Raw genomic sequence first — 22,828 nt, 5'->3', positions numbered from 1 at the left:
AGCATGCTCACAGGTCCCTGAAGGTTTGCTGTGCATCACCGGCGGTACGACGAAGTCTGCAGGAAACCTTCAGCCTTCGCCGGGGTAGGTCCAAGCCTGGTGCGCCAGGGTCAGGCGCTGTGAAGCTGTCGACCAAGCGCGGAGCGCTGATCGTGAACGGGACCCTGGGGGTCCTGTTGCTGGGCGGAGTGGTGATCGCCTACTCCTCTCTCGGCGGTGAGACCTCGTCCGCGGACGTCGCGGTGCGGACCGTTCCGGTGACCAGGGCCACGGTCTCCGCCTCCGTATCCGCGTCGGGGACCGTGTCCAGTGCCCGTGCGCGATCGCTGTCCTTCGGGACGAACGGCACCGTCGAGAAGATCTACGTCAAGGCCGGGGACAAGGTCACCGCGGGACAGATCCTCGCCAGGCTGGACGACGAGTCGGCGCAGGAGAGCCTGGACGCGGCCGCCGCCGCTCTCGACACCGCGGACGACGACACCTCGACCGCCGAAACCTACGCCCAGTACGTCACGGCGAGGAACACCTACCGGGCCGCGAAGCGCGCGGTGGACGGCACCGTCATCAAGGCGCCGTTCGCCGGTACGGTCACCGCCGTCAACGGCACGGTCGGCGGATCCTCGGGCGGCGCCTCCAGGACCGGGACCACCGCGACCACCGGGACCACCGCGGCCGGTTCCGGGGCCTCCGCGAACGCGGACGGGGCGGCGAACGCCTCGGGCGGGTTCATCGACCTCGCCGACACCCGCAGACTCGAACTCGTCGGCACCTTCACCGAGACCGACGTCACCAGGCTCAAGGTCGGCCAGGCGGCCTCCATCGGGTTCGACGCGCTCAGCGGCGTCACCGCCTCGGGGAAGGTCACCCAGATCCAGCCGACCGCGACCATCGGCAACAACGTGGTCAGATACCCGGTGACGATCTCCTTCACCGAGGTGCCGAAGGAGGTGAGGCTCGGCCAGACGGCCACGGTCGGGATCGTCGTCGAGCGCGCGGAGGACGTGCTCGCGGTCTCCTCCACGGTGATCTCCACGACGGGCGGGCGAAGCACGGTGACCGTACTGCGGGACGGCCGACAGGTGCCCGTGCAGGTGGAGACCGGGATCAAGGGCGACACACTCACCGAGATCAGATCGGGGCTCGCGGAAGGCGACCAGGTGGTCCGCCCGACGGCCACGGAGACCACCCGGCAGGGCGGCGGCTTCCCCGGCCTCGGCGGTGGCGGGGGCCGCAACGGCGGTGGCGGGGGAGGTATCGGCCGATGACCGTTCCCGTCCTGTCTCTCACGGACATCACCAAGGTGTACGGCAGGGGAGACGCCGAGGTCCGGGCGTTGCGCGGGGTGTCGCTCGGCGTCGACCGAGGCGACTACGTGGCGATCATGGGCGCCTCGGGCTCCGGCAAGTCGACGCTCATGAACATCCTGGGCTGCCTGGACGTGCCCACCTCCGGCGACTACCGCATCGACGGCACCGACGTCGGCTCGCTGGACGAGCGCAGGCTCGCGGTACTCCGCAACCGGAAGATCGGATTCGTCTTCCAGTCGTTCAACCTCATCCCCCGGATGAGCGCGCTCGCCAACGTCGAGCTGCCCATGGCGTACGGCGGGGTCGGCGCCGCCGACCGGAGGGCCCGCGCCCTGGCGGCCCTGGAGCAGGTGGGCCTGTCCGACCGGGTCGGCCACGAGCCGAACGAGCTCTCCGGCGGCCAGCAGCAGCGGGTGGCCGTGGCGAGGGCACTGGTCACCGCGCCCGCCCTCCTGCTCGCCGACGAACCGACGGGCAACCTCGACACCGCCTCCACCGGGGACGTACTGGGCATCTTCGACCGCCTGAGCGTCGCGGGCAGGACGATCGTGATCATCACCCACGAGGACGACGTGGCCGCCCACGCCAAGCGGGTCATCCGCCTGGTGGACGGTCGCGTCGTCGAGGACCGCCGTCAGGCCCCCGTCGACGGCCCTCCGCCCCGCGTGCCGGAGGTCACCGCGTGAGCCGGCTCGAAATCCTGAGGTTCGCACTCCGGGGACTGGCCGCCAACAAGCTGCGCAGCTTCCTCACCACCCTCGGCATCCTCATCGGGGTGGCGGCCGTGATCCTGCTGGTCGCCTTCGGCGAGGGGGCCTCGCAGAGCATCCAGCAGTCCATCCAGCGGCTCGGCGCCAACACCCTCACCGTCTCGGCGTCCTTCGCCGGAGGCGGTGGTGGCGGTGGCGGTGCCTTCGGGGGAGGGGGAGGTGGTGGGAGCCGGGTGGCCGGGGGCCAGAACGACGGACCGCGTACCCAGGCCAGGCCGCTCACCCTGGAGGACGCGAGGGCGCTCACCGACCGCGAGCGGGTTCCCTCGGTGCGGAGCGTGTCGCCCGTGGTGACCGCGAACGCGGCCACCGCCGTCCACGAGGGCGCGAGTCACACGATCGCGCAGCTCGTGGGCACCTACCCCAGTTACTTCGAGGCCACGAACAGGCCCGTGGAGAGCGGCACCTACTTCGTCAACGACGACGTGCTCGCCGCGAGGAAGATCATGGTCATCGGGCGGACCGTGGCCGAGGAACTGTTCGGCGCCGCCGATCCGGTCGGCAGGCAGGTCGGCGTCTCCGGGGTGCCGTTCACGGTGGTCGGGGTGCTCAAGGAGTCGGGTTCGTCGGGCATGCAGGACGCCGACGACGTGGCCGTCGTGCCGCTGCCCGCCATGCAGCAGAGCCTGACCGGCTTCGGCGCGCTCGGCTCGATCATCGTGCAGGCGACCGGCGCCGACACGACCGACTCCGCGCAGGCCGAGGTGACCGCCGTGCTCGACCAGCGGCACGGCATCACCCCGGCGGGCGTCGCGGACTACCGGATCCTCAACCAGGCCACCCTGCAGGAGACGATCGGTTCGACCATCGGGATCTTCACCGCCCTGCTCGGCGCGGTCGCCGCCATCTCCCTGCTGGTGGGCGGCATCGGCATCACCAACATCATGCTCGTCACCGTGACGGAACGGACGAGGGAGATCGGCATCAGGAAGGCCATCGGCGCGCCCAGGAGCGCCATTCTCGGCCAGTTCCTGCTGGAGGCGACGGTGTTGAGCCTGGTGGGCGGTCTGTCGGGCGTCGCGGTCGCGTTCGTCGGCACCCGTTTCACGATCGCGGGCATCTCACCGGTGCTCGTACCGTCCTCGATCGCGCTCGCCCTCGGCGTCTCCGTGGGCATCGGACTGTTCTTCGGCGGCTACCCGGCGAACCGGGCCGCCAAGCTCCGGCCCATCGAGGCCCTGCGTCACGAATGACCCGCACGGCTCACGCGACTTAGGAAGGAGAGACACATGGGCGGCAACGCCGACGAGACGGTCCCGGCGGGCAGGGATCTGGAGAGTTCCCCGTTCCGGGGAGACCTGGACGGTGAACTGGCGGCCCGGCCGCGGCGCCGCCTGTCGACGCTCACCCTCGTGCTGGGCGCCGGGGTGATGCTCGTGGCGGGGGTGATCGTGGGCATTCAGGCGCAGAAGGCGATGGGCGGCCCGTCCGGTATCGCCGAGGCGGTGATGCGGCAGGCGGGCCCCGGCGGCCCCGGCGGCCCCGGCGGCTTCGGCGGCGGCCAGGGGCGCCAAGGGGGTCAGGGCGGCCAAGGGGGTCAGGGCGGTGGCCGGGGCGGCATGACCGTCGGTACGGTGCAGCGGGTCGAGGGTGGCAAGGTCTACGTCCAGACGGTCGACGGCTCGGTCGTGACCGTGAACACCACCGACGAGACGTCCGTACGCGTCACGAAGGAAGGGAAGGTCACCGACCTCGAACCCGGAGGCACGGTCGTCGTGCGGGGGACACCGGCCGATGACGGCTCGGTGACCGCGACCGACATCAACGAGGGCGCCGGGCGCCGGTGAACCCGGTCGTGACGGCCGCGTTTCTCCGGGAAAGGTACTGAGAGGTCTCTCAGGAAACGTTCAGCCCCGGCTGAGCTGCGTTCCAGAGAGGTGGGCGAGTCTCGGAGTGTGCTGGACAGAGTGGAAGCCCGATTGCTGGTCGTGGACGACGAACCGAACATCAGGGAGTTGCTCTCGGCCAGCCTGCGCCTGTCGGGGTTCGAGGTGGTGACCGCGGTGGACGGCAGGGAGGCCGTGCACTTCGCCGAGCGCATCCGTCCCGACCTGGTCGTGCTGGACGTGATGCTGCCCGACATGGATGGTTTCGCCGTGGCGGGACGGCTGCGGGAGATGAGCGGGCAGATGCCGGTGCTCTTCCTGACCGCGCGGGACGGCACCGACGACAAGGTGGCGGGGCTGCGGCTGGCCGACGACTACGTGACCAAGCCTTTCAGCCTGGAGGAGGTCCTGGCCCGCATCCGGGCCGTGCTCCGCCGTACCAGGGGGGATCTCGACCTGCCGGTACGCCTCCAGGTCGGCGACCTGGAGCTGGACGAGGAGGCGCACCAGGTCTGGCGCTCCGGCATCCCGGTGCGGTTGTCGCCGACCGAGTTCAAGCTCCTGCACTACTTCATGGTCAACACCGGCAGGGTGCTGTCCAAGGCGCAGATCCTCGACCACGTCTGGAACTACGACTTCGGCGGTGACGCGGGGGTCGTCGAGTCCTACGTCTCCTACCTGCGCCGGAAGGTCGACACGGCCGAGCCCCGGCTCATCCACACCCTTCGCGGGGTCGGCTATGTGCTGCGACCGCCCCACAGTGATTGAATTTTCAGCTGATATTCAGCTCTACATGACCCGTTTCTGAGGTTTGTGTGTTCAAATAGGCATTGCACGACCCCCGATCACCTCGGAAGCATCCGAGCGGGTTCGAGCTCGCCTCCAGCTGCGGGGGAGACGAGCTCGGCATGACCCCCGGGTGAGATCCGAGGGCTGGGCCCCACCGCTTTACCGAGTTCGCCCCCGTAACCCGGTCCAGCGGTGGGGCCAAACACGTCTAGAGGGGCCTCGGCAGGGCAGGATCGACCGTATGGGTGACAACGACGGTCTTCTGGAGACGCTGCGGGAGCTGCGGCGGCACCTCGACCGCGAGCTGTTCCCCCTCGCGATCGGCGACGTGGAGGCCGACCGCCGGGCGCTGCGCGAGCTGACCGGCCAGCTCGACGACTACCTGATCCCCCGGCTGAGCGCGATCGACGCTCCGCTGCTCGCCGTCGTCGGCGGATCCACCGGGGCGGGGAAGTCCACGCTGGTGAACTCCCTGGTCGCCGAGGACGTCTCCGAGCCGGGGGTGCTGCGGCCCACGACGATGGCACCCACCCTCGTCACCAGCCCCGTCGACCGCGAGTGGTTCACCGCCCAGAACGTCCTGCCCGGCCTGCCGCGCGTCACCGGGAGCGGCAGGGGCGAGCCCGGCACGCTCCGGATCGTCACCGCCGCCACCGTCCCGCCCGGCCTCGCCCTGCTCGACGCCCCCGACATCGACTCGATCGTCGCCGCGAACCGCGAACTGGCCGCCCAACTGCTCGCCGCCGCCGACCTGTGGCTGTTCACCACGACCGCCGCCCGGTACGCGGACGAGGTTCCCTGGGGCTTCCTGCGCTCGGCCAGGGAACGTAGCACGGCCCTCGCCGTCGTCCTGTCCAGGGTTCCCCCCGAGGCGATGGGCGTGGTGCGCAAGGACCTGAACCGGCTGCTCGAGGCGAACGGCCTGGGCGGAACGCGCCTTTTCGAGGTGCCCGAGCTGACACTGCCCGACGAGAACGCCCGCCTGCCGCGCCAGGCGGTTCAGCCGATCGCCGACTGGCTCACCACCATCGCCGCCGACTCCCGTTCCCGCGCCGAGGTCGTACGCCAGACCCTGTCCGGCGCGCTGGAGAGCCTCTCCACCCGGGTGCCCGCGCTCGCGGCCGCGGTCGACCGTCAGCACACCGAGGCCGAGGAGCTCCGCTCGATGGCGGACGCCGCCTACGCGGTGGGCCTCGCCTCCTTCGACGAGGGCATGCGGGACGGGTCGCTGCTGCGCGGCGAGGTTCTGGCCCGCTGGCAGGACTTCGTCGGTACCGGTGACCTGATGCGCTCCCTGGAGAGCCGGGTCGGCAGGTTCAGAGACCGGGTGGTCGCCTTCGTCACCGGGCGGCCCGCGCCGGAGAGCGAGCTGCGGACCGCGCTGGAGAGCGGCGTGGAGGCACTGATCAGGGCCTCGGCCGACGGCGCCGCCGAGCGCCTCCTGGAGTCCTGGTCGTCGCACCCCTCGGGGCGGGCACTCCTCGAACGCGAGGGGGTCGCCGTGGCCGGACGTCTCGGCCGGGCCTCCGCCGACCTGCCCGCGAAGGCGGAGGAGGCCGTGCGGGGCTGGCAGTCGTACGTGCTCGACCTGGTCCGCGAGGAGGGGGCGGACAAGCGCACGACCGCCCGCATCACCTCCTTCGGGCTCAACGGGGCCGGGCTGCTGCTGATGATCGCGGTGTTCGCCTCGACCGGCGGCCTGACCGGCATCGAGGTCGGCATCGCCGGAGGCACCGGCGTGCTCAGCCAGAAGGTCCTGGAGGCCGTCTTCGGCGACCAGGCCGTCCGTGACCTCACCGTCAAGGCCCGCACCGACCTGCGTGCCCGCGTCGCGATCCTCCTCAGTGAGGACGCCGACCGCTTCACCGACCTGCTGGACGCCGCCCAGCCTCCCGAGGGCACCGCCCCCGCCCTGCGTGCCGCCTCCGACGCCGTACGCGAGCACCTGCGCGAGCTCCCCGTCGCGGACCGCCGCGCCGCCCTGCCCGCCGGCTCCGTCCCGAGGACCGTGGAGGAATCACGCAGGCCGTCCGACGCACTCCCGCACGCGCCCGGCGGTCTCCCCCGCGCGCCCGGCGAGGTCCCCCGCGTCCACGGCGACGTCCCGCACGCGCATGACGACGCCCCGAACGCGTCCGGCAGGCCCGGCGACCCCCGTGCGCCCGGCGGTGTTCCGCGAACCACCGGTAAGGGAGAGGCGGGCCAGGCGTGAAGCTGCTGCGAAGGGAGAAGGCCGTCTCGTTGGACGACCGGTTGACGGCGCTGGCGCGCGCCGCCGATCTGGCCGACGGGAGGCTGGACGCGGAGGCGGTGAGCGCGGCCCGTTCGGTGATCTCCCGCGCCGGGGTACGGGCGAGCCTGTCGGTCGACCACACCGCGGTCGCGCTGGCCGGTGCCACGGGCAGCGGCAAGTCCTCCCTGTTCAACCTGCTGTCCGGCACCTCGCTCGCCACGGTCGGCGTCACCCGCCCGACCACCTCGACCGCCCAGGCCGCCCTCTGGGAGGGCGCCGGGGCGGGGCCGCTGCTCGACTGGCTGGAGATCCCCCGCCGCCACGAGCTCCTCGACGCATCCGGTGCTTCTTCGCCCTCCGCCGACCGGCCGTCGGACGGCTCGGGGCAGGTGGCGAGGATGGACGAGGCGGCCGCCGGGCTGATCCTGCTCGACCTGCCCGACCACGACTCGATCGAGCCGTCGCACCGGCTGGAGGTCGACAGGCTCGTCGAGCTGGTCGACCTGCTGGTGTGGGTGCTCGACCCGCAGAAGTACGCCGACGCGGCCGTCCACGACCGCTACCTCCGGCCGCTGGCCAGGCACCGGGGGGTGATGGTCGTCGTCCTGAACCAGATCGACCGGCTCTCACCGGCCGCCGCCGAGCGCTGCCTGAAGGACCTCCGGCGGCTCCTCGACGAGGACGGCCTGACCGGTGTCCCGGTGGTCGGGGTGTCCACCCGTACCGGGGCGGGCATCCCCGAGCTGCGCTCGCTGCTCACCTCCCGGGTCGCCGACCGGCGGTCCTGGTCCGCCCGCCTCGCCGCCGACGCGGGCATGGCGGCCGACGCGCTCCTCCGGGCGTCCGGCGTCGCCCCCGGCGAGACCCCTCCGGGCGTCGCGGGCGGGCCTGACGGCCTGGCGAGGCCGTTGAGGGACGCGCTGTCGCAGGCCGCAGGGGTGCCGGCCGTCGTCGAGGCCGTGGCCAAGTCCCACCGGCACCGTTCGGTCGCCGCCACCGGATGGCCGCCCACCCGATGGGTCCGCCGCCTGCGGCCCGATCCGCTTCGCCGCCTCCGCCTGGACACCGCGAGCAGGACCGCCGGGGGTGCGGGGGAGCCGGGAGAGCCGCAGGGCGTCGTCGGGAGGACGTCCATCCCCGTCGCGACCGTCGTCCAGCGTTCCCGGATGGACACCGCGATTCGCGAGGCTGCGGGGGCCGCCTCCGCCGGGCTTCCCGCGCCGTGGGCCGCCGCCGTGCGGCAGGCGGCGAGGTCACGCGGGGACGAGCTGGAGGACAGCCTGGACCGGGCGGTGGCCACCACCTCGCTCGGAGTCTCCAAGCGCCCCCTGTGGTGGCGGCTGGCCGGGCTGGCGCAGTGGCTGGCGCTCGCGACGGTGGTCGCCGGAGGGATCTGGCTGCTCGCCCTGGTCGCCATCGACTATCTCCGGCTCCCGCAGCTCTACCTGCCGACCGCAGGGGAACTGCCCTGGCCCACCACGTTGCTGGTCGGGGGCGTGCTGCTCGGCCTGCTGATCGCGCTGCTCTCCCGGGCGGCCGCCTGGTTCGGCGGACGGCGCAGAGCACGCAAGGCGGCGAAGGCACTGCGGTCGAGCGTCGACCGGGTCGGCCGCGAGCTGGTGCTGGAGCCGGTGGAAGAGGAGCTGACCAGGTATCGGCACTTCACCGAGGCGGTCACAGTGGCCGGGGACGGAGCCCGCGGGTAGGCGGGCGCTCTTCACGGAGTGCGCGAGCAGGCGGGTGGTCCCTACGGAGCCCGCGGGTGGCGGACAGTCCTGACGGAGCGCGCGAGCAGGCGGGTGGTCACGGGCGGCGGACGGTCCTCGGCTGTCGACGTACGGCGGCTCTGATGGCGCTTGTCGTGATCCGGCGCGCTCTTGCGCGGAGGCTTCCTCGTGGACGGCGCTTCCTCGTGAAAGGGCTCCCTTGAAGGGGCTCTAAGGGGGCGAACAAGGGCTGACGGGGCACTGAGGGCGCGCCACAGTTGCGGTGACGGGGGCTGGGGAGCCGCGGCTGTGATGACGGCGTCGTGATCCTTCGCGGGGGCGATGGGACGCGGGAACGCGCGTCCGCGCTCGATGTGCGGCCTGGGCGAGCCCCACATCGCCGGCATGCCTCGTGCTGCCGGCCGACGAGAGGAGCGACATGCGGCGATGGAGGAGGACGGCCTCGTTGCTGGCCGTCTGCGGTGCCCTCGGCGCCGGCCTGTTACCGCAGGCGGCGGGCGCGGAGGGGCCGACGGGGGCGGAGAGTCCGGCGGGCCGGGCGGGACCGGCGGGCGCGAAAGGGGTGACGGGCGCGGACTCGGTCTTCTCGGTCGCCGGGCTGGAGCGGCCGGTGCGGATGCTGGTGGACCGGTGGGGTGTGCCGCACATCTACGCGGAGAACACCGCCGACCTGTATCTCGCGCAGGGGTTCAACGCGGCCCGTGATCGCCTGTTCCAGATCGACCTGTGGCGCCGTCGCGGCCTCGGGCTTCTGTCCGAGGTGCTCGGCCCCGCCTACCTCAAGCAGGACCAGGCGGCCAGGCTGTTCCTCTACCGCGGGGACATGGAGAAGGAGTGGCAGAGCTACGGTCCCGACGCGAAGAAGGCGGCCACCCGGTTCGCCGAGGGGATCAACGCCTACGTCGACTGGCTGAAGCGCACCCCGGAGGCGATGCCGCAGGAGTTTCGCGAGCTGGGGTACGCGCCCGCGCGATGGTCTCCCGAGGACGTCGTGCGGATCCGCAGCCACAGCCTGGCGATCAATCTGACCTCCGAGGTCGACCGCGCCCGCGCGGTCTGCGCGGGCGGCATCGCTGTCGACCCGCTCATGCGCAAGCTTGAGCCCGAGTGGAAGACCGTGGTGCCCGACGGGCTCGACCCGTGCGCGATTCCTCCGGACGTGCTCGGCACCTACCAGCTCGCCACCCAGAGCGTCGTCTTCCAGAACGGCCAGGTCCGCGCGGTCCCCGAGCCACCGGGGCCCGCCCTCTCCGAGGGCAGCAACGCCTGGGCCGTCGCGCCGGCGCGCAGCACGACGGGTCGTCCGATCCTGGCCAGCGACCCGCACCGGGTGATGAAGGCGCCCGCGCTGCGCTACATCACCCACCTGTCGGCACCCGGCCTCGACGTGATCGGGGCGGGGGAGCCCGCCCTGCCCGGCATCTCCATCGGGCACAACGGGACCGTGGCGTTCGGGCTCACCATCTTCGGCGTCGACCAGGAGGATCTCTACGTCTATCAGCTCGATCCCGGCGACCCGGGACGCTACCGGTACGGCAAGGGGTGGGAACGCTTCAGGACCGTCACGGAGAACGTGCCGGTCGCAGGCGAGCGGGCACAGCGCACCGAGCTCTCGTTCACCCGCCACGGTCCGGTGATCAAGGTGGATCGGGAGCGGAATCTCGCCTACGCCCTGCGTACGACCTGGCTGCAACCGGGCACGACGCCCTACTTCGGCAGCATGAAGTACATGCGGGCGCGTAACTGGAACGAGTTCGCGACGGCGATGCGCACCTGGGGCGGGCCGCCGGAGAACCAGATCTACGCCGACGTCGCGGGCAACATCGGGTGGGTTCCGGGCGGTCTGGCACCGAACAGGATCGGGTACGACGGCCTGCTGCCCGTGCCGGGGGACGGCCGCTACGACTGGGCCGGTTTCCACGACGGCGCCCGCCTGCCGCGTTCCTACAACCCGGCCAAGGGGATCGTCGCCTCCGCCAACGAGTTCAACATGCCCAAGGACCACCCGTTGAAGGTCGGGTTCGACTCGTGGGCCTCCCCGTACCGGCACGAGCGCATCGTCGAGGTGCTCTCCTCCCGGTCGCGCACCTCGCCCGCCGACTCGGCGGCGCTGCAGAGCGACAAGGTCTCCATCCCGGCCCGCAGACTGGTGCGGCTGCTCGCGGGCATCACGAGCGACCAGCCGTCGACGGCGCGGGCGCTCGAACTGCTGCGTACCTACGACGCGGTCACGAGCGCGGACTCGGGACGGGCCGCCCTGTTCGAGACGTGGTTCAGTGGCCATCTGGAGCCGGCGTTCGCCCGCGAGGTCCTGCCGGAGAACGTGGCGAGGCAGATCTTCATCCACGACCCGCTGCTGCTCTTCGACGCGATGGACAACCCTGACCGGTGGTTCGGCGCCGGGGGAACGGCGGTGCGGGACCGCATTCTCAAGACCTCGCTCGCGGCGGCCTACGACGAACTGGTCGGTCGGCTCGGCCCCGATCCCGCCACCTGGAAGTGGGGCGACATCCAGCGGCTCACGTTCGGGCATCCGACGGGCAAGGACGTGGGCCCCTTCCCGCGCGGTGGCTCGTGGAACACCGTGGAGGCGTCGAACTATCTGCCGGGCAGTTACGCTCCCCTGTCGGGCCCCACGTTCAAGATGGTGCTCGACGTCGGCGACTGGGACAGGTCGCAGGCGATCAACGCTCCCGGCCAGTCGGGTGACCCCCGGAGCCCGCACTATCGCGACCTGGCGGAACCCTGGCAGAAGGGGGAGTATTTCCCGCTGCTCTACAGCCGCGCCGCCGTGGAACTCAACGCGAAGGATCGTTTCCTGCTCACCCCGCGTCGCTGAATCCTCGGAGCCGGGATGCTCGACATCTGAGCCCGGAGCTTGACGCGGGTCGCCCGGCTGGGATCGAGCGCCTCCTGCGCGTAGGGGGGACGGACCTTGAGAAGGGAATTTTGGTATCCGTCTCTCAGGAGGCGCTCACCCGCGTCCGCTCTCACTGTGGCGCGGGGCCGGTCGGGGCCGGGCGGCGCGTCAGGTGAGGGGAGCGCGTCAGGCGGTGAGATTCACGTAGTAGCGCGCATAACCGTTCATGTCGACGAGTCGGGTGCCGACGCGCCTCGCGGCGGTGCTGCCGATGTTGATGCAGGAGTCGAAGGCGTTCTGGTAGACGTACATCGGGCCGTAGGGACCGGTCCAGACGGCTCCGTTGGCGGCTTCGGCGTAGAAGGCGGCGTAGCGGTTGTCGGTGTTGAGGACGAACGCCTCACCGCCCGGGTCGATGGCCCACCAGCCCCGGGTGCCCCACTGGCCGTAGTCGCGGCAGCCGACGGGGCTGTAGAACATGATCGCGACCCACACCTTGGAGGTGTAGCGGTTGCGGAAGTGCAGCTGCATCTCTACTCCTCCTCTTCCGGTTCGGTGAATCGCGCGGCGAGAGGTTTGTCGTCGATCGGCTGATCGGCGAGGGGAGGGAGATGGTCATCGGTCTTCGCGGCGACGGCGGCACGGTCGGCCGTCCCGGGCCGCTCGCTCGTCTCGCCCGTCTGGGCCGACTCCGCGTCCACGAACGCCACCCGGGGGTCGGGGGGGCGCTCTGTGCCGTTTTCCGGCATGGTGCTCACCTACATTCGTTGAGTTCGTAGAGTGATTGGTTGACAACATACAGTCACTTTCAAGGTCATGTAAAGAATCGTTTTCATTTTCGGTGGCAGCCCTGCGGCATGACGGCCACAGGACTGTCACCGTTCCACGGACGACCGCTGGAGGACGCCTGGAGCGTTCAGCGCCCGCTGCGCGTGTAGGCGCGGAGCGACAGGGGGACGAAGATCGCCAGCAGCACGGCCGACCAGAGCAGGACGGTGGTCACCGGATGCGCGAGTGGCCAGGCCACGTTCCCTGCCGGGGCCCCCGGGTTGCCGAACAGCTCCCGTAAGGCGGCGGTGAGCGCGCTCACCGGGTTCCAGTCGGCGACGAATCGCAGCCAGGCGGGCATGCCGTCGGTCGGGACGAACGCGTTGGACAGCATCGTGATCGGCAGGAACAGTGGCACCATCGCGTCGGCGACCTGCTCGTCCTTCACCACCAGGCCCAGGTAGACGCCCACCCAGCTCAGCGCGTAGCGCAGCAGTATGATCAGCGCGAACGCCTCGACGGTGGGGATCAGGCCGTGGTGCGGTCGCCAGCCCACCAGCAGGCCCGTGGTCACCATGGCGGCCAGCAGCGGTACGCCGACCAGGGAGTCGGCGCCGGTCTGCCCGAACGGCACCGCCAGGCGCGCCATCGGCATGGAGCGGAAGCGGTCCATCACGCCGCGGGAGGTGTCGGCGGCCATCCGCGCCATGGTCCCCTGCGCGGCGGTGAAGGTCACCATGGCGAACAGGCCCGGCATGAGGTACTCGCGGTAGTCGCCGCCGCCCGGCACCTGGATCGCGCTGCCGAAGACGTACCCGAACAGCACCACCATGACGACCGGGAAGACCAGCGCGGCGACGATCTGCCCGGGCTCCTGCCGCAGCCGGCCCAGCTCGCGGCCGACCAGGGTCAGCCCGTCGGTGAGTGTCCAGCGCAGGCGGCCCAGCGGTGAGGTGAGGACGGTCATCGCACGGTCTCCTTGCGGTCGGTGAGGCGCAGGAACACCTCGTCGAGGGTGGGGCGGCGCAGGCTCACGTCGGCGGCGGCGACCTCGGCGCGGTCGAGTTCGCGCACGACGTCGGCGAGCCGGAGGCGGCCGTCGGGCGGTGCGCCGGGTGACGCGACAGGCGGTGCGCCGGGCAGTACGACGCTGAGCCGGTCGGCGCCCGTCGTCGTGGGATCGGTCCCGGTGAGGGTGTTCAGGACGGTCATCGCCGCGGGCAGGGCGGCGGGGTCTTCGAGGGTGACGTCGAGGCGGTCGCCGATCGTGGCCTTCAGCTCGTCGGGCGTGCCGGTGGCGATCACCTGCCCGTGGTCGACGACGGCGATGTCGTCGGCCAGCCGGTCGGCCTCGTCCAGGTACTGCGTGGTGAGCAGCACCGTGGTGCCGTCGGCCACCAGCTCGCGGATGCCGTCCCAGATCTCGCCGCGGCTGCGCGGGTCCAGGCCGGTGGTCGGCTCGTCAAGGAAGAGCACCTCGGGGCGCAGGATGAGGCAGGTGATCAGGTCGAGCCGGCGGCGCATGCCGCCGGAGTAGCCGAGAACCGGCCGATCGGCGGCGTCCGTCAGACCGAAGCGCTCCAGCAGCTCATCGGCCCGCCGGTGCGCCTCGCGCCGGGGCAGGTGGTAGAGGCGCCCGAACATGCGCAGATTGCCGCGGCCGGTGAGCTTCTCGTCCACGGCGGCGTACTGGCCCGCGAGCCCGATCCTGGCGCGCACCTCGCCGGCCTCGCGGACGACGTCGTATCCGGCGATGCGGGCGTGCCCGGCATCGGGGTCGGACAGGGTCGTCAGAATGCGCACCACGGTCGTCTTGCCGGCGCCGTTCGGCCCCAGCAGGCCGCAGACCGTTCCTCTCGGAACACTCAGGTCCAGCCCTCGCAGGGCACGGGTGTCGCCGAAGGACTTGTGCAGCCCTTCGGCGACCACGATCGGGTCGTTCACGATCCCTCCACTGGGTACGTTGTACGCGGTTGTGGTGGTCACGCTAAGCCATTGGGTACCATGTACGCAATAAGGAGGTGGGGCGGTGCCCGACGCCGAGCATGTGAGCATCTGGATGCGGCCCGAGCGCCCGGCCCGCGGGCCGAAACCGGTCTACAGCCGCGCGCAGATCACCGAGGCGGCGATCCGGATCGCCGACGCCGAAGGGCTGGAGGCCGCCACCATGCGGCGGATCGCCGCCGAGATCGGCGCCGGCGCGATGTCCCTGTACCGGTACGTCCCGAGCCGCGACGACCTCGTTGAGCTCATGGCCGACCGGCTGATGGGCGAGATCGACGTCGAGGGCATGCCCTCCGGCGACTGGCGCGCCGACCTGACCCGCTACGCCAACGAGTGGCGGGCCATGTGGCTGAGGCACCCGTGGATCGCCGCCGTGCAGCGGTCACTCCCCGGCTTCGGCCCCAGCCAGCTGCTTCTGATCGAGCGGCTGATGGGAGTGCTCGACGCCTTCGTCTCCATCGACGAGAACCTCGCCCTCATGGCCATGCTGAACAGCTACATCGAGGGCAACGTCCGCGAGGAGATCAGCTCGGCCGGGGAGTTCCGCCGCAGCGGGCTCAGTGAGTCGGAGTGGATGGCGCGGAGCCACTCGTACGTCGACCGGCTGGTGAAGAGCGGTGAGTACCCGATCTTCACCAAGATCGTAATGGAGGCGCGCCACCCCCACCTGAGCCGCGACGAACAGTTCCGGTACGGGCTCCAGCGCGTCCTCGACTGCATCGCCGCGGCCCTCCCGTCAACGGCCGAGTCTCCGGTGTCGGCGCACCGAGAAGGGCGGGAAGAACAAGACGGGCCAGGGCAAGCCGGTCGTCGACCATTTAAGAGGGCGTGAGAAGTGAAACGGGCGAACAGGACATGTGGTGGCCCGGCCTCACGTCGGGTGTCGGGCGAAGGGCCGGGCTGCGTCGAGTCGTGAACAGGTCGAGGCGAGCGGTGGACCGGTGACGCCCCGGTTGTTCCGGTGTCGTGGAGCCCGTCCAGTACCGACAACTTTTTTTGTATTGACGGTGTGAGTCGTCGGTCGATATTGTAGAGAACATGTTCGAAGGCGGGGCGGCCGAAGAGGTCGGCGTCGCCGAGGCGGCGCTCGATCCGATCCGGGTGCGGCCGCCGGAGGCGCCGGTCGAGCGGCACCCGGCGACCGGTCGCGCGGCGGTCACCGGGTCGTCCCGGCAGAGCTGAAGACCCTCCAGCGCCACGGCCTCGTGAAGTTCGTCGAGGAGCGAGGCGGGGCAACGACACCAACGACATCAAGGAGTCCTGATATGTCGCACGAATTCCGCCTCACCCACGATGTCGACCTCCAGGCGACCCCCGAGCAGGTCTGGGAGGCGATCGCGACAGGCCCCGGCGTCGACGCGTGGTTCATGGGCAAGAACGAGATCGAGCCCCGCGAAGGTGGCAGGGCGTCGATGACGATGCCCGGGGTGAGCGGTGACTCCACGGTCACCGCCTGGGAGCCGCCGCACCGGTTCGCCTACGCTTCGGAGCCCGACGAGGACGGCGCCTTCATGGCGTTCGAATATCTCGTCGAGGGCCGTGACGGCGGTGGCGCCGTGCTGCGGTTCGTGCACAGCGGGGTCCTGACCGGCGACTGGGAGGCGGAGTACGACGCGCTCCGCAAGGGCAACCCGCTCTACCTGCGGACCCTCGCCCAGTATCTGGAGCACTTCGGCGGACGCACCGCCGTGCCGGTCACCGCGTTCGCCCCGCAGCAGCCCGACCAGGACCTGGCCTGGGCCGGCCTCACCCACGCCCTGGGCCTGTCCGAGCAGGTCGAAGAGGGCGACAAGGTGCATCTCGCGGTCGCGGGCCAGGGCGTCGACGGGGTGGTCGACACGGTGCTCGCCCCCAGCTTCCTGGGCGTACGCACCGACGACGCGCTGCTGCGGTTCGTCGGGGGCGACGGCGTCATCATGACCGGCCACCACCTCTTCACCGAGGTCGACCAGGCCGACGCCGAGCGGACCTGGGGTGAGTGGCTCGCGTCCGTCTACGCCTGAGCCGTCCGACCGCTCATCCGGCCGTGACGATCGTGGAAACACTCACCTCGGCCGCCGGCCGCGAACCGTGGCCCACCGGACCTTCCGCCGAAGGCCCGGTGGGCCACGGGCGTTCACACGGTCGCGTCGTCTCCGTCAGTGGTGGACGATGAGCCAGGTCGCGACGGCGGTGACGGTCTCCGAGCGGTTGCCGATGATGTGGGGGCGGCTGCACGGGAAGGTGATGGAGTCGCCCTCGGCGAGGGTGACGACCTCGGACTCGAAGTCGATGGTGAGCTCGCCCCTGGTCACGGTCCCGACCTCGTAGCCCTCGTGCTTGAGGAAGTGGCCGTGCGCGTTGGAGATCGAGTTCGGCGGATAGGTCGACTCGAAGAACTCGACGTCGGGTGAGGGGGCGGGCGAGAGCCTGCGGAAGGTGATGCCGCCGCTGAGCCGGATGGGGGCGACCTCCCACGAGCGCCGGATGGCGAACCCGGGGGGCGCGCTCGGCCCCGCCGGGTCGGCGTCGGCCGCCTCCGCGGTGTCGAACACGGCCGCGAGGGGCACGCCGATCGCGGAGACGAAGGCGATGAGCCTGCTGACGGACGGCCGCATCGTGCCGAGCTCGATCTGGGAGACGGCGCTGGGCGAGATGCCGAGCTCGCGCGCCAGGGCACGCAGCGACATCCCCGACCGGAGCCGCAGCTCGCGGAGCCTGCGGCCGAGGTGCTCGTTCGTGATCGCCTCGATCTCCGCGCCGGGTTCCGGGGTCATGGCTGTCACGGCCTCCACGCCAATTGTCACAAGGCCTTTACGCGGCCGAAATTAGGGGTCGGGTGTCAAGGCATACATTGACGGCAGCTGTTAAGTGACCACTTAACAGCCCACGCCACAGCCCCTGCGGGGGCAACTGCGTCAATCCCGAGCACCTTCCGCCCTGGCACACCCGCGCGCGGGACACACCGGTCTCCCGCACCGTACCCCCCACGGAAGCCGACATGACCGAACACAGCGCACCGTCCCAGCCGAAACTACACGACGTCGTCGAGGCCGCGGGCATGCCCGTCGGCGACGGCCTCGTCAAACCCGACTACGACCCCCGGCTCGCGAACGAGGACCTCGCCCCGCTCCGCGAGCAGAGATGGTCCTCGTACAACATCTTCGCCTTCTGGATGTCCGACGTGCACAGCGTCGGCGGCTACGTCACCGCGGGCAGCCTGTTCGCCCTCGGGCTGGCGAGCTGGCAGGTCCTCCTCGCCCTGATCGTGGGCATCGTCATCGTGAACGTGTTCTGCAACCTGGTCGCCAAGCCGAGCCAGGTCACCGGTGTGCCGTACCCGGTCATCAACCGGGCGATCTTCGGGGTGCGTGGCGCGAACATCCCCGCCATCATCCGCGGGCTCATCGCGATCGCCTGGTACGGGGTGCAGACCTACCTCGCCTCCCAGTCGCTCATCATCATCTTCCTCAAGTTCTGGCCCGCGTCGGCGTCGCTGAACGAGGGCGGCTTCCTCGGCCTGTCCGCGCTCGGCTACATCTGCTACGCCATCCTCTGGGTGGCACAGGCGGCCGTGTTCTGGAAGGGCATGGAGGCGATCAGGCGGTTCATCGACTGGGCGGGACCCGCCGTCTACGTCGTCATGGTCGTGCTCGCCGTCTACCTGGTCAGCCAGGCGGGCTGGGAGAACATCAGCCTCGACCTCTCCGAGGGCGAGAACCTCGACTTCGGCGCGTCCATCCCGGTCATGCTCAGCGCGATCGCCCTCGTCGTCTCGTACTTCTCGGGGCCGATGCTGAACTTCGGTGACTTCTCCCGGTACGGGAAGTCGTTCGCGGCGGTGAAGAAGGGCAACTTCCTCGGGCTGCCGATCAACTTCCTGTTCTTCTCGCTGCTCACGGTGATCACCGCGTCGGCGACCGTGCCCGTGTTCGGCGAGCTCATCACCGACCCCATCCACACGGTCGAGCGCATCGACACACCGTTCGCGATCCTGCTGGGCGGGCTCACCTTCGTCATCGCGACGATCGGCATCAACATCGTCGCGAACTTCATCTCCCCGGCGTTCGACTTCTCCAACGTGAACCCGCAGAAGATCAGCTGGCGGACCGGCGGCATGATCGCGGCGGTCGGCTCCGTGCTGCTCACACCGTGGAACTGGTACAGCAACCCCGACGCCATCCACTACACGCTCGGCATCCTCGGCGCCCTGATCGGGCCGCTGTTCGGGATCCTGATCTCCGGCTACTACATCGTGAGCCGCCAGCGGATCTGGGTGGACGACATGTTCACCCTGGAGGCGACCGGCCGCTACTTCTTCCAGGGCGGCTACAACCCGAACGCGGTCTGGGCGACGGTGCTCAGCGGGGTCCCCGCGATCGTGTCGGTGCTCGTGCCGAAGATGCTGCTCGACCTGGAGCTCACCACGATCGACGTGACCTGGATCGCCGACTACAGCTGGTTCGTCGGCTGCGGGCTCGGGTTCGTGGCGTTCACCGTGCTGGAGCGGATGTCGCCGAGGATCGGCGGTCTCGACCGTGACACCGACCGGGTGTCGGACGGCACGACCCTGGTCGGTTGATGACCCGCGTCGACCTCCGGGTGATCAACCCCAACACCGCCCGGACCATGACCGAGAACATCGGCCGATGCGCCCGGGCGGTCGCGGCGCCGTCCACCGTCGTCACGGCCGTGAACCCGGCGATGGGCCCGGAGTCGATCGAGAGCCACTACGACGAGGCCCTCGCCGTGCCCGGCCTGCTGGCGGAGATCGCGGCGGGCGAGGCGGCGGGAGCGGACGGATACGTCATCGCCTGCTTCGGAGACCCCGGCCTCGACGCCGCCCGCGAGCTCGCCTCGGGGCCGGTGGTCGGGATCGCCGAGGCGGCCATGCACGCCGCCACCCTGGTCGGCCGGAGCTTCAGCGTCGTGACGACCCTCGCCAGGACCACGGGCCGGGCGTGGGACCTCGCCACCCGGTACGGCTTCGCGGGCGCGTGCCGGGGGGTGCACGCCTGCGACATCCCCGTACTCGAGCTAGACGACCCCTCCTCGGACGCGCGCAAGGTGGTGACCGCCCTGTGCGCGGAGGCTGTGGAACGGGACGGATGCGACTCGATCGTGCTCGGCTGCGCGGGCATGGCCTCTTTCTGCGCGGACGTCTCCCGCGCGGTCGGCGTCCCGGTGATCGACGGCGTCACCGTGGCGACCAAGCTCGTCGAGTCGCTCGTCTCCCTCGGCCTGCGGACGAGCACCCGAGGCGAGTTCGCCCCTCCCCGCTCCAAGAAATACACCGGCCTGCTCCGCGACTTCTCCGTCTGACGTACGAGATCCGGTGCCCTGTCCCTCAGCATCGCGGGACAGGGCACCGGCTGCTCAGGAACCCTCGTAGAGGCGGGTCAGGTCGACGAGTTGTACGTCCGCGCGTTCCCGCACGGTTTCCCGGAGCTGGGGCATGAAGCCGGCGGCACCGAACAACAGAAGCCGGGTGCCGGGGGTGGCGCGGTCGTCGCGACGGATGAGCAGCTCACGGAGACGCTCAAGGCGCTCAAGGTGACCACGACCGACGACGTCGCCTCAAAGACCAGGGAAGAAACATGACACAAGGTGTCGGGTTTTGGGTCGAGCATGGGTTCCCCGGTCGGCGTCGATGGTGGGCGTGGACCGGGCCCTACGGATAGACAAGGATTTCGATGCGCGAAACGCCAGAAGAGCTCAAAGAGCTCCAGGCCCTCCTGGACGCCTCTCTCTTCCGCTCCAACTCGTACCTCCGCTCGGTCATCAGCGGCGAGCGCACCCTGGGCGCAGAGCAGCTCACCCAGGTCCTCGCCGGTATGTGCCCCCTCGCGCTGTCCACCGTGACGGCGAAGGGTGAGCCGCGGATCAGCGGGGTGGACGGGCACTTCCTGCACGGAAAGTGGCACTTCGGCACGGCGCTCAACGCCGCCAAGGCCCGCCACCTCGCCGCCAGGCCCGCCGTCAGCGCCGCGTACATGCGCGGTGAGGAACTGGGCGTGTTCACCCACGGCACCGTGGAGATCCTCAACCCCCAGGACGGCGAGCCGGCCGCGGACTGGCCGGACCTGCTCGCGTACTTCAAGGACTTCTACGGCGACGACGCCTTCGACTGGACCAACGAGGTGGTCTACTACCGGCTGCATCCGCACTGGATGACCGTCTACGCCTCCGACGTCGCGAAACTCACCGCGCCGCCCCGGCCCTGATCCGTGGCACAGTCCTCAGCCTTCAGCGAGGCCATGCCTCCAGACGGGGCCATTGTGAACCTCTGTGGGTGTTGTCGATGTTCCATACCGCGAAGCTCTCCATTGATTCCCCGCCTGTGCGAGGTGCCTGCACTACGCTCGGGACATGAGCAACGAACTTCCCGCCGATCTGCTTGCCGAGGCCAGGCAGTGGATTGCCGAGACCGGCCAGGACATCACGCCTGCCGAGTACATCGCTCAGGCCGTTCACCGACAGATGCAGCAGGATTACCGGGCTGCCAAGGAGCGAGAAGCGCGTCGCATCGAGGCGATCCGCACCTCCAACCCTGAGGGGTTCGCCGCCGGTGAGCGTCGAGCCGAAGAACTGATCGCCAAGTACGCCGGCCGGGCCACGGCGTGAGCGCCAAGTTCATTCTCGACACCTCGCTCATCACCGCTTATGCCCAAGGACACGACCAAGCGGTCGGCGTGGTGCATGCGATCAAACGTCGTGTCCCTGACGGTCTTCTTCTGCCTGCCATATCAGTGATCACCGCACGAGCACACCTCACCGTGGACCAGCGAGAATATCTGGACGCGGAACTTCTGGCCCGTAATCCCCGACTGGGTCTCGATGAGATTGTCGTGAAACTCGGCGTTGGATACGACCCTGTCAAAATCGATCTTGACGGTGATGCCCAGCGAGGGATCTCCGGCACCTGGGCGGACCTTGGGGTCGATGTGGTGCCGATCGACGTGGCAGAGGCCGCCTACTGGGGTAATCGGACTGACCGTACTGTACTGACGCTCGCAGGAAAGCAGGTGTGGGGGCGGTTGCTCAACGACCTGCCGGGAGTGAGCGTCGAAGACCTACAGGACGGTCCGCCCGAAAACTGGAGCTGATTGTGCTGGGCGTCGACGATCCAGTCGATCGGAGTGACTGAGTTCTCTCGCCAAACAGAGAAACCCCCCGAATTCGCCATGTGATCGGGGGGTTTCTTGGTGAAGGTGCATGTGAAATCAGTCGAGGTCGTCGTTCTTCAGGCCCGCGAAACGGGGTGAAATACGTTCAGCTCATCCGTCGGCCACCGGGTAGCGGCTGAGGATCTCGGCTCGCTGTGTCGCCGACGGCCGGTGGAAGTAGAGCAGTTCGCCGGAGGTGTCCACGCACTGGACCGGGCCGGACAGCTCGGCGCCGGGGGTCTCGTCGATGACGAGAAGATCGCTCGTCGCGCCGTGGGCCGCCAACTCCGCCGTCGCGGCGTCGACCGTGTCCTCCTCGACCACCACGAGCCGGTAGGTGGTGGACACCGGTAGCCGGCCGTCGAGGGCCCGCGCGGCGAACTCGAAGCAGCGCATCGCCTCAACCCAGCCGATCCGCCGGTCAGTGGGGTTCATCGCCGGGCCGACGATCGACTGGATCGCCACTTCCGGCGCCTGATGCTTGGCCATCATGTAGGAGAGATTGTGGACCCAGTCGTCGTACATCGCGGCGTCTATCTCCCGGCGCCGCTGGTGGTAGGCCACGGCCGAGACGTTGAAGGCGAAGGCCAGTCCCGCCTGCCGCAGCCGATATCCCAGGTCGGTGTCCTCAAGTCCCCAGCCGAGAAACGCCTCGTCGAAACCACCGAGCCGGCGTAGGTGTTCGACGCGTACCGAGGCGTTGCAGGTGAACAGGAAATGCCAGCAGATGGCGAGCCGGTTCATGTTGCCCGAGAATTCGGCCAGCACCCGCTCGCGCGGATCACCCCAGGCAACGGCGGGCATGGCGTCGAAGGTGAATTCGCGGCTGAGGCGCTCCTCGTCGAAGTCTCCGTCTCCGAGGTCCGGGCGGGAGCCGATCACCACGAGATCATTCCTGAGCCGGTGATAACGGACGTGTTCGGCGAGATAGGTCGGCCCGACCACCGTATCGGCGTCGACCATGACGATGAGTTCCCCGTCGGCCTTGGCGATGCCCGCGTTACGGGCGGCCGCCCGGCTCGACCGGTCGGTGCGCGGAAGGTAGAGGTAGGTCAGGTTGTCACGGCCCGCCAGCTCGGCGACCATCTCGCCGGTACCGTCGGTGGAGCCGTCGTCGGCGACGACGATCTCGAAGGAGTCCTCCGGATCGAGCACGCTGTGCGCGAGGGTGTACAGCAACAGGCGTAACTTGCTCCGCACGTTGAAGGCGGGAATGACGACGCTGACCTTCACGAAACCTCCTGTGAATGGGCGACGAAACGACCGTGGCACGGTAGGGCAGCACCCAGAGCTCCTGGTCGTGACGGTGATGGACCCGTCTACCAGGAGCCCTCTTGCTTCATCAGGCGAACGCCTGGCTTTCCGATCATGCAGTGAACGGGGAGCGGTCCTCAGCGGG

23 protein-coding genes are annotated in these 22,828 nt (G+C 69.9%); 17 read left to right on the top strand and 6 right to left on the bottom strand.

Features of this window, described 5'->3' with window-relative positions; genetic code table 11:
* Positions 1-119 precede the first annotated feature (119 nt).
* From ACFY3V_RS35780 to ACFY3V_RS35745, 8 genes are all read left to right on the top strand, one after another.
* Positions 120-1,265: an efflux RND transporter periplasmic adaptor subunit gene (locus ACFY3V_RS35780; RefSeq protein WP_389779627.1), complete on the top strand. Its 1,146-nt coding sequence runs from the start codon at positions 120-122 to the stop codon at positions 1,263-1,265.
* Positions 1,262-1,993 (top strand): ABC transporter ATP-binding protein, encoded by a 732-nt coding sequence (locus tag ACFY3V_RS35775; RefSeq protein ID WP_350945763.1) that lies wholly within the window; start codon positions 1,262-1,264, stop codon positions 1,991-1,993. The genes ACFY3V_RS35780 and ACFY3V_RS35775 overlap by 4 nt, the downstream gene beginning before the upstream one ends.
* On the top strand, positions 1,990-3,270 hold the full coding sequence (locus tag ACFY3V_RS35770) for an ABC transporter permease (protein WP_362905397.1): 1,281 nt from the start codon (positions 1,990-1,992) through the stop codon (positions 3,268-3,270). The genes ACFY3V_RS35775 and ACFY3V_RS35770 overlap by 4 nt, the downstream gene beginning before the upstream one ends.
* 36 nt (positions 3,271-3,306) lie before the next feature.
* The gene (locus ACFY3V_RS35765) at positions 3,307-3,864 is read left to right on the top strand and encodes a hypothetical protein (protein WP_389779624.1); all 558 of its coding nucleotides are present in this window, start codon (positions 3,307-3,309) and stop codon (positions 3,862-3,864) included.
* A gap of 108 nt (positions 3,865-3,972) precedes the next feature.
* A complete protein-coding gene (locus tag ACFY3V_RS35760) occupies positions 3,973-4,671 on the top strand; it encodes a response regulator transcription factor (protein ID WP_386207601.1) in 699 nt (232 codons plus the stop codon).
* 262 nt (positions 4,672-4,933) lie between these two features.
* Positions 4,934-6,904: an ABC transporter gene (locus tag ACFY3V_RS35755; RefSeq protein ID WP_389779621.1), complete on the top strand. Its 1,971-nt coding sequence runs from the start codon at positions 4,934-4,936 to the stop codon at positions 6,902-6,904.
* The gene (locus ACFY3V_RS35750) at positions 6,901-8,631 is read left to right on the top strand and encodes a GTPase family protein (protein ID WP_389779619.1); all 1,731 of its coding nucleotides are present in this window, start codon (positions 6,901-6,903) and stop codon (positions 8,629-8,631) included. Before ACFY3V_RS35755 ends, ACFY3V_RS35750 begins: the two co-directional genes overlap by 4 nt.
* 439 nt (positions 8,632-9,070) lie before the next feature.
* Positions 9,071-11,491, top strand: a complete 2,421-nt coding sequence (locus ACFY3V_RS35745) for a penicillin acylase family protein (RefSeq protein ID WP_389779617.1) — start codon at positions 9,071-9,073, stop codon at positions 11,489-11,491.
* Positions 11,492-11,698: 207 nt separating this feature from the next.
* On the opposite strand, the gene ACFY3V_RS35740 is transcribed toward ACFY3V_RS35745, so the two are convergent.
* From ACFY3V_RS35740 to ACFY3V_RS35725, 4 genes are all read right to left on the bottom strand, one after another.
* On the bottom strand, positions 11,699-12,043 hold the full coding sequence (locus ACFY3V_RS35740; protein WP_362905387.1) for a DUF1036 domain-containing protein: 345 nt from the start codon (positions 12,041-12,043) through the stop codon (positions 11,699-11,701).
* A 2-nt stretch (positions 12,044-12,045) separates the two neighbouring features.
* Positions 12,046-12,270, bottom strand: coding sequence for a hypothetical protein (locus tag ACFY3V_RS35735; RefSeq protein ID WP_389779614.1), 225 nt, complete (start codon positions 12,268-12,270; stop codon positions 12,046-12,048).
* 158 nt (positions 12,271-12,428) lie between these two features.
* A complete protein-coding gene (locus ACFY3V_RS35730; protein WP_389779612.1) occupies positions 12,429-13,247 on the bottom strand; it encodes an ABC transporter permease in 819 nt (272 codons plus the stop codon).
* The gene (locus ACFY3V_RS35725) at positions 13,244-14,224 is read right to left on the bottom strand and encodes an ATP-binding cassette domain-containing protein (protein WP_389779610.1); all 981 of its coding nucleotides are present in this window, start codon (positions 14,222-14,224) and stop codon (positions 13,244-13,246) included. Before ACFY3V_RS35725 ends, ACFY3V_RS35730 begins: the two co-directional genes overlap by 4 nt.
* A gap of 85 nt (positions 14,225-14,309) precedes the next feature.
* Between ACFY3V_RS35725 and ACFY3V_RS35720 the strand changes: the two genes are divergently transcribed.
* The 3 genes from ACFY3V_RS35720 (at position 14,310) to ACFY3V_RS35710 (ending at position 16,287) form a co-directional block, all read left to right on the top strand.
* Positions 14,310-15,116 (top strand): TetR/AcrR family transcriptional regulator, encoded by an 807-nt coding sequence (locus ACFY3V_RS35720; protein ID WP_389779608.1) that lies wholly within the window; start codon positions 14,310-14,312, stop codon positions 15,114-15,116.
* Between the two features lie 206 nt (positions 15,117-15,322).
* Positions 15,323-15,466, top strand: coding sequence for a hypothetical protein (locus tag ACFY3V_RS35715; protein ID WP_389779606.1), 144 nt, complete (start codon positions 15,323-15,325; stop codon positions 15,464-15,466).
* An 83-nt stretch (positions 15,467-15,549) separates the two neighbouring features.
* Entirely contained in the window at positions 15,550-16,287 is a 738-nt protein-coding gene (locus ACFY3V_RS35710; protein WP_389779604.1) for an SRPBCC domain-containing protein, read from the top strand.
* 135 nt (positions 16,288-16,422) lie between these two features.
* Here the strand turns inward: ACFY3V_RS35710 and ACFY3V_RS35705 are convergent, their stop codons facing one another.
* Positions 16,423-17,040, bottom strand: coding sequence for an XRE family transcriptional regulator (locus tag ACFY3V_RS35705; protein WP_350945803.1), 618 nt, complete (start codon positions 17,038-17,040; stop codon positions 16,423-16,425).
* A 224-nt stretch (positions 17,041-17,264) separates the two neighbouring features.
* On the opposite strand from ACFY3V_RS35705, the gene ACFY3V_RS35700 reads away from it, so the two are divergent.
* The 6 genes from ACFY3V_RS35700 (at position 17,265) to ACFY3V_RS35675 (ending at position 21,369) form a co-directional block, all read left to right on the top strand.
* Entirely contained in the window at positions 17,265-18,845 is a 1,581-nt protein-coding gene (locus ACFY3V_RS35700) for an NCS1 family nucleobase:cation symporter-1 (RefSeq protein WP_350945753.1), read from the top strand.
* Complete coding sequence (locus tag ACFY3V_RS35695) at positions 18,845-19,585, top strand: aspartate/glutamate racemase family protein (protein WP_389779602.1); 741 nt, start codon at positions 18,845-18,847, stop codon at positions 19,583-19,585. Before ACFY3V_RS35700 ends, ACFY3V_RS35695 begins: the two co-directional genes overlap by 1 nt.
* A gap of 90 nt (positions 19,586-19,675) precedes the next feature.
* Complete coding sequence (locus ACFY3V_RS35690) at positions 19,676-19,864, top strand: hypothetical protein (RefSeq protein ID WP_389779600.1); 189 nt, start codon at positions 19,676-19,678, stop codon at positions 19,862-19,864.
* A 92-nt stretch (positions 19,865-19,956) separates the two neighbouring features.
* The gene (locus ACFY3V_RS35685; RefSeq protein WP_389779598.1) at positions 19,957-20,487 is read left to right on the top strand and encodes a pyridoxamine 5'-phosphate oxidase family protein; all 531 of its coding nucleotides are present in this window, start codon (positions 19,957-19,959) and stop codon (positions 20,485-20,487) included.
* 145 nt (positions 20,488-20,632) lie between these two features.
* Entirely contained in the window at positions 20,633-20,887 is a 255-nt protein-coding gene (locus ACFY3V_RS35680; protein WP_343974952.1) for a hypothetical protein, read from the top strand.
* Entirely contained in the window at positions 20,884-21,369 is a 486-nt protein-coding gene (locus ACFY3V_RS35675) for a hypothetical protein (protein ID WP_350945749.1), read from the top strand. Before ACFY3V_RS35680 ends, ACFY3V_RS35675 begins: the two co-directional genes overlap by 4 nt.
* Positions 21,370-21,540: 171 nt before the next feature.
* Here ACFY3V_RS35675 and ACFY3V_RS35670 read toward each other — a convergent pair whose 3' ends face one another.
* A complete protein-coding gene (locus tag ACFY3V_RS35670) occupies positions 21,541-22,662 on the bottom strand; it encodes a glycosyltransferase family 2 protein (protein ID WP_389779596.1) in 1,122 nt (373 codons plus the stop codon).
* Positions 22,663-22,828 lie beyond the last annotated feature (166 nt).

The organism is Streptosporangium sp. NPDC000095 (genome assembly GCF_042899335.1).
Lineage (GTDB): Bacteria > Actinomycetota > Actinomycetes > Streptosporangiales > Streptosporangiaceae > Streptosporangium.
This window is presented reverse-complemented; position numbering and strand designations above follow the sequence as displayed.

Coding starts and splice junctions, on each gene's coding strand:
- ACFY3V_RS35775 (WP_350945763.1), top strand. CDS start 1,262: ATGACCGTTCCCGTCCTGTCTCTCACGGACATCACCAAGGTGTACGGC.
- ACFY3V_RS35765 (WP_389779624.1), top strand. CDS start 3,307: ATGGGCGGCAACGCCGACGAGACGGTCCCGGCGGGCAGGGATCTGGAG.
- ACFY3V_RS35755 (WP_389779621.1), top strand. CDS start 4,934: ATGGGTGACAACGACGGTCTTCTGGAGACGCTGCGGGAGCTGCGGCGG.
- ACFY3V_RS35745 (WP_389779617.1), top strand. CDS start 9,071: ATGCGGCGATGGAGGAGGACGGCCTCGTTGCTGGCCGTCTGCGGTGCC.
- ACFY3V_RS35740 (WP_362905387.1), bottom strand. CDS start 12,043: ATGCAGCTGCACTTCCGCAACCGCTACACCTCCAAGGTGTGGGTCGCG.
- ACFY3V_RS35730 (WP_389779612.1), bottom strand. CDS start 13,247: ATGACCGTCCTCACCTCACCGCTGGGCCGCCTGCGCTGGACACTCACC.
- ACFY3V_RS35715 (WP_389779606.1), top strand. CDS start 15,323: ATGTTCGAAGGCGGGGCGGCCGAAGAGGTCGGCGTCGCCGAGGCGGCG.
- ACFY3V_RS35710 (WP_389779604.1), top strand. CDS start 15,550: ATGTCGCACGAATTCCGCCTCACCCACGATGTCGACCTCCAGGCGACC.
- ACFY3V_RS35705 (WP_350945803.1), bottom strand. CDS start 17,040: ATGACCCCGGAACCCGGCGCGGAGATCGAGGCGATCACGAACGAGCAC.
- ACFY3V_RS35700 (WP_350945753.1), top strand. CDS start 17,265: ATGACCGAACACAGCGCACCGTCCCAGCCGAAACTACACGACGTCGTC.
- ACFY3V_RS35695 (WP_389779602.1), top strand. CDS start 18,845: ATGACCCGCGTCGACCTCCGGGTGATCAACCCCAACACCGCCCGGACC.
- ACFY3V_RS35685 (WP_389779598.1), top strand. CDS start 19,957: ATGCGCGAAACGCCAGAAGAGCTCAAAGAGCTCCAGGCCCTCCTGGAC.
- ACFY3V_RS35680 (WP_343974952.1), top strand. CDS start 20,633: ATGAGCAACGAACTTCCCGCCGATCTGCTTGCCGAGGCCAGGCAGTGG.